Below are 7,786 nucleotides of genomic sequence, written 5' to 3' on the forward strand. Positions count from 1 at the left end.
TGCGGTGGTCGGTCACGCGGCCTTGCGGGTAGTTGTAGGTGCGGATGCGTTCGCTGCGGTCGCCGCTGCCGATCAGGGATTTGCGTTCGGCGGCTTCTTTGGCTTGGGCTTCGCGTTTTTGCGCGTCATTTAAGCGAGCGGCGAGGACTTTCATCGCCTGCGCTTTGTTGGCGTGTTGGCTGCGGCCGTCTTGGCACTCGACCACCATGCCTGTGGGCAGGTGGGTGATACGGACGGCGGAGTCGGTTTTGTTGATGTGCTGACCGCCGGCGCCGGATGCGCGGAAGGTGTCGATCCGCAGATCGGCCGGGTTCAGTTCAATGTCTTCCAGCTCGTCCGCTTCGGGCATGACGGCAACGGTACAGGCGGAGGTGTGGATACGGCCTTGGCTTTCGGTGGCAGGGACGCGTTGCACGCGGTGGCCACCGGATTCAAATTTTAGACGGCTGTATGCGCCCAAGCCGATAATGCGGGCGATGACTTCTTTATAGCCGCCCAATTCGCTTTCGTTGGCGGAAACAATTTCAACCTGCCAGCGGTTGCGCTCGGCGTAGCGGCTGTACATACGCAGCAAATCGCCTGCAAACAGCGCGGCTTCGTCGCCGCCGGTACCGGCGCGCACTTCGATAAAGATGTTTTTATCGTCGTCGGCATCTTTTGGCAGTAGCAGTTTTTGCAGTTCGGTATCGAGTTCGTCGATTTTGGCTTTTGCGGCTTCGATTTCTTCGGCGGCAAAGTCTTTCATTTCAGGGTCAGACAGCATTTCTTCGGCATCTGCCAAGTCGCTTTGCGCCAGTTGGTAGTTTTGGAAGACTTCGACAACGGGGGTCAGTTCGGCGTGTTCGCGTGTGAGTTTGCGGTAGTTGTCCATGTCGGACGTGGCTTCAGGCTGACCGAGCAGATGTGTGACTTCTTCCAGTCGGTCGCTGAGTTGTTGTAGTTTTTCTAAAATAGACGGCTTCATAAATTTTCCAAAATACGGATGCCGTCGAGTGGTCTGCAACGGCGAAATAAGGAGTCATTATAATGGGTTTGAATGAAAATTCAAAAAGATATGATTGATTGGAAAGGCCGTCTGAAACTTGTTTTTGAGTTTCAGACGGCCTTTTTTATATGGGCTTATTTAGGCGCAGCCAAGATGCCTGTTTGGTTCAGCAGGAACAAAACGGTAAAGCCGGTCAAATAAATCAAACCGATAATGGCGAGGAAGTTCATGCCCATGGTCAGTTTGTGGCGTTTGTCGCCTTTAACGAGGCGGTAGTTCAGCCAAGCGAACACAGGGGCGGCAACGAAAGCGGTAATCATGGCGAATTTGAGCAGCTCTGCCATTGCGCTGTTGAACCAGAAAATTACGGCCAAGCCTGAGCCTGCGACCCAAATGTTCCAAGCAAACAGTTCGACGTTGCCGGTTTTGTCTTTACCGCGCAACAGGCGTACCGGTTCGGCAATCGCGCGCGCGTAGCCGTCTACTACGGTAATGGTGGTGCCGTACATACAAGCAAAGGCGATAAATGCCACCAGCGGACGCGACCAGTCGCCGATGGTCACGGCGTACATATTAATCAGCTGGCCAACATATTTGCCGCCCGCCATTTGTACGGCTTCGCCGTTGCCGTATTGGACATATGCACCCAAGGCCAAGAAGACGACCGCCAACACTGCGCTGGTGATGTAGCCGACGTTGAAGTCGAAAATGCCGTCTCGGTAGCTGGAAGGGTTGATGCGTTGTTTTTCGGTAACCCACAAAGAGTTGATGGCGGAAATTTCAATCGGTGCAGGCATCCAGCCCATCAGCGCGATGAGGAAGCCCAAGCCTGCCAGTGTCCACGGGGTAGGCTCGATAAAGTCGGGTTTCATCTGCATGCCGCGAGACATGGCCACGGCTGCTGCGGCGACGGTGGCGATGGTCAGGCTGACGATGATGATTTTGGAAACGTTATCCAATGCTTTATAGCGGCCGCTTGCCAAAATCAGCAGGCAGGAAACCATAATCATGACGGACACCATACCGGCATCGAAAGTCAGTGATGGGATTGCCATTTTGACGATGGCGGCGGTAACGATGGCGACTGCACCGGCATTAATCGTTGCCGATGCAATACATAAAATCAAAAATACCCACAAATAAACGCGGCTTTTTTCGGCATAGCCCTCAATCAGGCTTTTGCCCGTGTCCAGCGTGTAATGTGCGCTGAAGCGGAAAAACGGGTATTTGAACAGGTTGGTCAGAATAATGATCAGCGCAAGCTGCCAGCCGTAAAGTGCACCTGCCTGCGTGGAGGCAATCAGGTGCGATCCGCCGACCGCTGCCGAAGCCATCATGATGCCCGGGCCGAGAGCATTGATTTTGCTCTTCCAGGTGGAAGCGTGTGTATGTTGTTCAGCCATAATTAGTTTCCGCCTTTTTCAGACGGCCTTATTATCAAAAAAAGGCATATTTTAACGTAAATAAAAAGTTTGCCCAATAATATGCGTAATACTTTTTATCAATCAAAGGGAAAATACGGTGTTAAAAAGCCGAGATGACGGAGTGAACGATATTTTGTGCCAAAAACATTTTTTCAGACGGCCTTGTATCGCTTTTTATTCATGAATATGGGGTAGGGAGGGCAGAGTGTGTCGGTTTGGAAACGAAATGGCTGGGCAAGGCTTTTTGATGCCTTGAGGTCGGCATATTAAGGGGAAGTATGGAGCAGGGAATCCACGTTTTGCTCGGTGATTTCAGCCAGTTGTACCAGTGGTACGTCGCGCAATTCGGCGGCAATTTCGGCGATACGGCGGATGTTGGCTGGTGTATTGGTTTCATGGCCGAGCATAAAAGGGCTGTCGGTTTCGAGAACAAAATCCGTGTCGTCTAAGGCTTGTAAGGCGGCACGGACTTTTTTTGCATTGGGATTGAGCAGCAGCGAGCCTATGCCGATTTTGAAGCCGAGTTTCACCAAAATCCGTGCTTCTTCTACGCTGCCGGAGAAGGCGTGAACGATACCGCCTCGTGTGAAACCGGCGGTTTTAACGGCGGCGACAATGGCGGCGGTGGCTTTCAGATTATGGATGATGACGCGGCGATTGAGATTTTGGGCGAGGATGAGTTGGCGGATAAAGACATCGGTCTGCGTGTCGCGTTGCGCTTGGGTTTGCTCTTTGCCATAAAAATCCAAGCCGATTTCGCCAACCCATGCTTGCGGATGCTGGATTAATTCGGACTCTAACTCTTGGAATGCCACTTCGTTGAGGCCGTCTGAAAACCACGGATGAATACCCAAAGCGATATGGATATTTTCAGACGGCCTCTCCAACTGCGCAACTGCCTGCCAATCATTGGGAGATGTAGCCGGTACGATAAAACGAGCCACGCCTACGGCTTGCGCTTCGGTAAGCACGGCAGGCAGCGTATCGGCAAGTTTGGGATCGGCAAGATGGCAGTGGGTGTCGGTGAAAGTCATATTTAATGGTGGTTTACAGCAGATTTAATTGTCGCAATTCTTGTTGCACCTTATCTGCATTCCAGTCATGAGATACGGCGAGGGTCATCAGCGCAGTGGCGGTTTCGAGATTGCATTTGCCGCCGTTGATGATACCTGCCTGACGCAAAGCATCGCCTTGGGCATAGACGGCAGCGGCGCAACCTTGCGGCACTTGGCTGATGTTGAGCAGCAACTTGCCTTGTTGCGTAAAGGCTTGGACGGCTCGGACAAACGCATCGTTGCTCGGCGCATTGCCGTGGCCGTAGCTTTGCAGAATCAGGGCTTGGGCGGAAAGGTGGGGCAGGCCGTCTGAAAGTTCTTGCGTGGCATAACCGGGAATCAGCGTGCGGACGGAAACTTTGGCTTCAGGATTTGGAAGACGCGGTTTGAGGCCGTCTGAATGTTCAGCCGGGGCGGTACGGATATTGTGCCAACCTTTGTTTTCCTCCCATTCGGCGAGCGTGCCAAAATGCAGGTTGTCAAAACCTGCGGCGGTCTCGGTGCTGACCTTGCTGCTGCCGACGGATGGGAAGAGCTTGCCGTCAAAGGCAATCACCACTTGTTTGAGTTTGAGCGAGAAAGCGGAAACGGCGGTGGCAAGGTTGCGCGACGCATCGCTGTTGGCGGCATCGTAAGGCCATTGCGAGCCGGTCAGGATAACGGGTTTGTCCAAGCCTTGCAGTGAAAGGGCGAAGAGGTTGGCAGTGTATGCCATGGTATCTGTGCCGTGCAGCACCAAAATGCCGTCATAGTCAGGCAGTTTGGTGATAATAAGCTTCAACCAGTCGCGTTGGTTTTGCAGCGTTACTGCGGAAGAATCGATGAGCGGCTGGCAAACGTGCCATTCGAAATCAAGGGCTTCCGAAAAGGGGGCAAGGGCTTTATCGACGAGAGCGGTGTCGGGACGCAGGCCGGCGCTGCTTTGGGTCATGCCGATGGTGCCGCCGGTGTAGAGGACGAAGATTTTTTGTTTCATGGTGTTTCTGATGAATGATTGAGGCCGTCTGAAAGCGGGGAAGTGTTTCAGACGGCCTGGAATGGTTTATTGATTGGTTTGTTTTTTGGCTTTTGCAGCACGTTTTTCGTGTAATTTTTCACGGAAGAAGGTATGGCGGCGGTGTTTTCTCCACCAAATCCAGCCGATAATGACGGCGCCGATGCCCAGTACCGCAAAGATACCGGATTGCAGGCTGTGCATTTTTTTCATCAGCCAGTCGGTATTGCGTGCGCCGTATTCACCCAGATAAATCCAAACCGGAACGGAAATCAGCGCGGCCAAGCCGTCCATTAGGATAAAGCGCAGGTAGGAAACCTTGCGGCTGATGCCGGCGGTCACGAAAACGGCGGTACGCAGGCCGGGCAGGAAACGGGCGACGAATAAAACCCAGTTGCCGTATTTGTCGAATTTTTCCTGTACTTGGGCATAGCGTTTGGGCGTCATCACGCGTGCAATCGGCTTGAATTTAAGGATTTTTTGCCCCCAAATCCGGCCGGCCGCAAACATAAAGCCGTCGCCCGCTAATACGCCGAGCATACCGACAAGAAACATAATATGCGAATTGGTATAACCCAGGCCGGAAATCACGCCGCCGGTTACCAGTGTCAAATCTTCAGGAATCGGCACGCCGAAGCCGCAAATAACCAAAACGAAAAACACGGCCGCATAGCCGTATTCAACGAAAAAAGATTCTAAAAATGCAAACATGGCCGCTGTCCCACGATAGATATTGATTGATGACTGGATTAATTTGGAATTTTACCAAAGATAAGGCCGTCTGAAAGCAATCACAAGCAGATATTGTTTAAATTTGACGGTAGTTTGCAAAAAATCTCGAAATTCGGACGTAGAAAGTTGGGATTTGAACAGATTTGGCAGGTACAATAGCCGCTGGTTTATCTTTCAAACCCGAAATGGCAGTCTGTTTTCAGACGGCCTGTTCAGGAAAATGAAATCATGAAATACAGAGATCTGCGAGAATTTATCGCCGGATTGGAAGCTGATGGCAAACTCAAGCGTATTCAGCATCCGGTGTCGCCGTATTTGGAAATGACCGAAATTGCCGACCGCGTGCTGCGCGCCGAAGGGCCAGCGTTGTTGTTTGAAAAACCGATTAAGCCTGACGGTACGCGTTATGATTATCCCGTGTTGGCGAACCTGTTCGGCACGCCCGAACGTGTGGCGCTGGGCATGGGTGCGGACAGTGTGTCCAAACTGCGCGAAATCGGGCAGACGCTGGCGTATCTGAAAGAACCCGAACCGCCCAAAGGCATTAAAGACGCGTTTTCCAAACTGCCGTTGCTGAAAGACATTTGGAGCATGGCGCCGAACGTGGTGAAAAATGCGCCGTGTCAGGAAATCGTGTGGGAAGGCGAAGACGTTGATTTGTATAAACTTCCGATTCAGCATTGCTGGCCGGAAGACGTTGCGCCGCTGGTAACGTGGGGCTTGACCGTCACGCGCGGTCCACACAAAAAACGCCAAAATCTCGGTATTTACCGCCAACAATTAATCGGCAAAAACAAGCTGATTATGCGCTGGCTGTCGCATCGCGGCGGCGCGTTGGATTATCAGGAGTTCCGTAAACTCAATCCCGATACGCCGTATCCTGTCGCCGTCGTACTCGGTTGCGACCCTGCCACTATTCTCGGAGCGGTAACGCCTGTACCCGATACCTTGAGCGAATACCAATTTGCCGGACTGTTGCGTGGTTCGCGGACGGAGCTGGTAAAATGTATCGGCAATGATTTGCAAGTGCCTGCCCGTGCAGAAATCGTATTGGAAGGCGTGATTCATCCAAACGAAACCGCGTTGGAAGGCCCATACGGCGACCACACCGGCTATTACAACGAGCAGGATCATTTCCCTGTGTTTACGGTTGAGCGCATTACCATGCGTGAAAACCCGATTTACCACTCCACCTACACAGGCAAACCGCCCGATGAACCCGCCGTTTTGGGCGTGGCGTTGAACGAAGTGTTCGTCCCGCTTTTGCAAAAGCAGTTCCCCGAAATCACCGATTTCTATCTGCCGCCCGAAGGCTGCTCCTACCGCATGGCGGTGGTCAGCATGAAAAAACAGTACGCCGGACACGCCAAGCGCGTGATGATGGGCTGCTGGTCGTTCCTTCGCCAGTTTATGTACACCAAATTCATCATCGTAGTTGATGACGATGTGGATGTGCGCGACTGGAAAGAAGTCATCTGGGCGGTAACCACGCGCATGGATCCCGTACGCGATACTGTTTTGATGGAAAACACACCTATCGACTACCTCGACTTCGCCAGCCCCGTCAGCGGACTTGGCGGCAAAATGGGTTTGGATGCGACCAACAAATGGCCGGGCGAAACCGACCGCGAATGGGGACGAGTAATCAAAAAAGACCCTGCCGTTACGGCCAAAATCGATGAGATTTGGGAGCATTTGGGTTTGTAGATGTCGGATTTATTGGAATTTCTACTTCAAATATTGATGGAAATAATTGGGTCTATGTTTGAGGGTACGGTAGAAATAGTGAGGTTCGATTGGAGAGAAAGAAAACTCTCCAAAAAAGGCTTGATTAATGTTGGCTATATGGTTTGTCATCATTATGGTTTGTCATCATTGTTGCACTGATTGCGTATATAGTCATTCCTAAGTAAACATCTTATTCTGACAATGTATCTGTTAAAAGGCCGTCTGAAATTTTTTGGGTTTCAGACGGCCTTTGATTTGAAAACCTAGCGCGGTTTGAGCCACTTCCATTGTTCTTGTATGGTTTCTTGCAGGGCTTTTTGTTTTTCTGCAGGCGTATTCATACCATTGGTCAAGCGGCTGTAATCAAGGGTAATGGAAGGGTTTTGTACGGTTCCGCCGATTTTGAGGGGAATCGGTTTGTTTTTAGGCTGCAGTACGTTGCTGATAAGCAGGTTTTCGGACAGCTTTTGGGTATTCAAATCGGTATAGCCGCTGCTGACAACGTGCAGGCTGTCGGAAAACAGTTCGGTGTTGATATGATGGCTGATGCCTTTCTCGATTTCGCTATTGAGGGTGAAATGATGGAAAGGAGTTTTGAGGTTGCTGTTGTCGATTTTTTCCGAAGAGATGCCGTTTTTCAGAATGCTGTCCATATCAATGCCGTGCCATGCGCCGTTGGTAATATCGAGGAGCAGGCTGCCGTTTAGGGCTTGTATCATTTGGGCGCGGTCGTTGCCGGTGGTTTTAATGTCGATAACGGCGTCGCCGCTGCCGCTGAAGCTGTGGAAACCGAACAGGTCTTGCAGCAGCGGCTGAATTTGTATGCCTTTTGCGTTTTGCTGAAGGTGGTAGGAAGCAGGTTGGGTTG

The 7,786-nt window shown here is 51.6% G+C and carries 7 protein-coding genes; 1 reads left to right on the forward strand and 6 read right to left on the reverse strand.

The genetic code is table 11. From position 1 onward, the window contains the following. The 5 genes from prfA to ACTHUE_RS08335 all read right to left on the reverse strand — a co-directional run. Positions 1-964: peptide chain release factor 1 (gene prfA, locus ACTHUE_RS08315; RefSeq protein WP_440423261.1), on the reverse strand; the 964-nt coding region annotated here is incomplete at its 3' end. 155 nt (positions 965-1,119) lie between these two features. Next, entirely contained in the window at positions 1,120-2,388 is a 1,269-nt protein-coding gene (locus ACTHUE_RS08320; protein ID WP_107792398.1) for an Nramp family divalent metal transporter, read from the reverse strand. A 287-nt stretch (positions 2,389-2,675) separates the two neighbouring features. Then, the gene (locus ACTHUE_RS08325) at positions 2,676-3,443 is read right to left on the reverse strand and encodes a TatD family hydrolase (protein WP_107792399.1); all 768 of its coding nucleotides are present in this window, start codon (positions 3,441-3,443) and stop codon (positions 2,676-2,678) included. A 13-nt stretch (positions 3,444-3,456) separates the two neighbouring features. Further along, the gene (locus tag ACTHUE_RS08330) at positions 3,457-4,440 is read right to left on the reverse strand and encodes an asparaginase (RefSeq protein ID WP_070584256.1); all 984 of its coding nucleotides are present in this window, start codon (positions 4,438-4,440) and stop codon (positions 3,457-3,459) included. Positions 4,441-4,506: 66 nt separating this feature from the next. Beyond that, positions 4,507-5,169, reverse strand: a complete 663-nt coding sequence (locus ACTHUE_RS08335; RefSeq protein ID WP_070584258.1) for a DedA family protein — start codon at positions 5,167-5,169, stop codon at positions 4,507-4,509. 249 nt (positions 5,170-5,418) lie between these two features. Between ACTHUE_RS08335 and ubiD the strand changes: the two genes are divergently transcribed. Further along, entirely contained in the window at positions 5,419-6,897 is a 1,479-nt protein-coding gene (gene ubiD, locus ACTHUE_RS08340; protein WP_107768845.1) for a 4-hydroxy-3-polyprenylbenzoate decarboxylase, read from the forward strand. Positions 6,898-7,181: 284 nt separating this feature from the next. Here the strand turns inward: ubiD and ACTHUE_RS08345 are convergent. Then, the coding region (locus tag ACTHUE_RS08345; RefSeq protein WP_440423265.1) for an AsmA family protein at positions 7,182-7,786 on the reverse strand (605 nt) is incomplete at its 5' end.

The organism is Neisseria sp. P0021.S005, from assembly GCF_051956955.1.

Excerpts from the sequence above, each read along its gene's own strand:
- ACTHUE_RS08325 (WP_107792399.1), bottom strand. The coding sequence starts at position 3,443 with ATGACTTTCACCGACACCCACTGCCATCTTGCCGATCCCAAACTTGCC.
- ubiD (WP_107768845.1), top strand. The coding sequence starts at position 5,419 with ATGAAATACAGAGATCTGCGAGAATTTATCGCCGGATTGGAAGCTGAT.
- ACTHUE_RS08335 (WP_070584258.1), bottom strand. The coding sequence starts at position 5,169 with ATGTTTGCATTTTTAGAATCTTTTTTCGTTGAATACGGCTATGCGGCC.
- ACTHUE_RS08330 (WP_070584256.1), bottom strand. The coding sequence starts at position 4,440 with ATGAAACAAAAAATCTTCGTCCTCTACACCGGCGGCACCATCGGCATG.
- ACTHUE_RS08320 (WP_107792398.1), bottom strand. The coding sequence starts at position 2,388 with ATGGCTGAACAACATACACACGCTTCCACCTGGAAGAGCAAAATCAAT.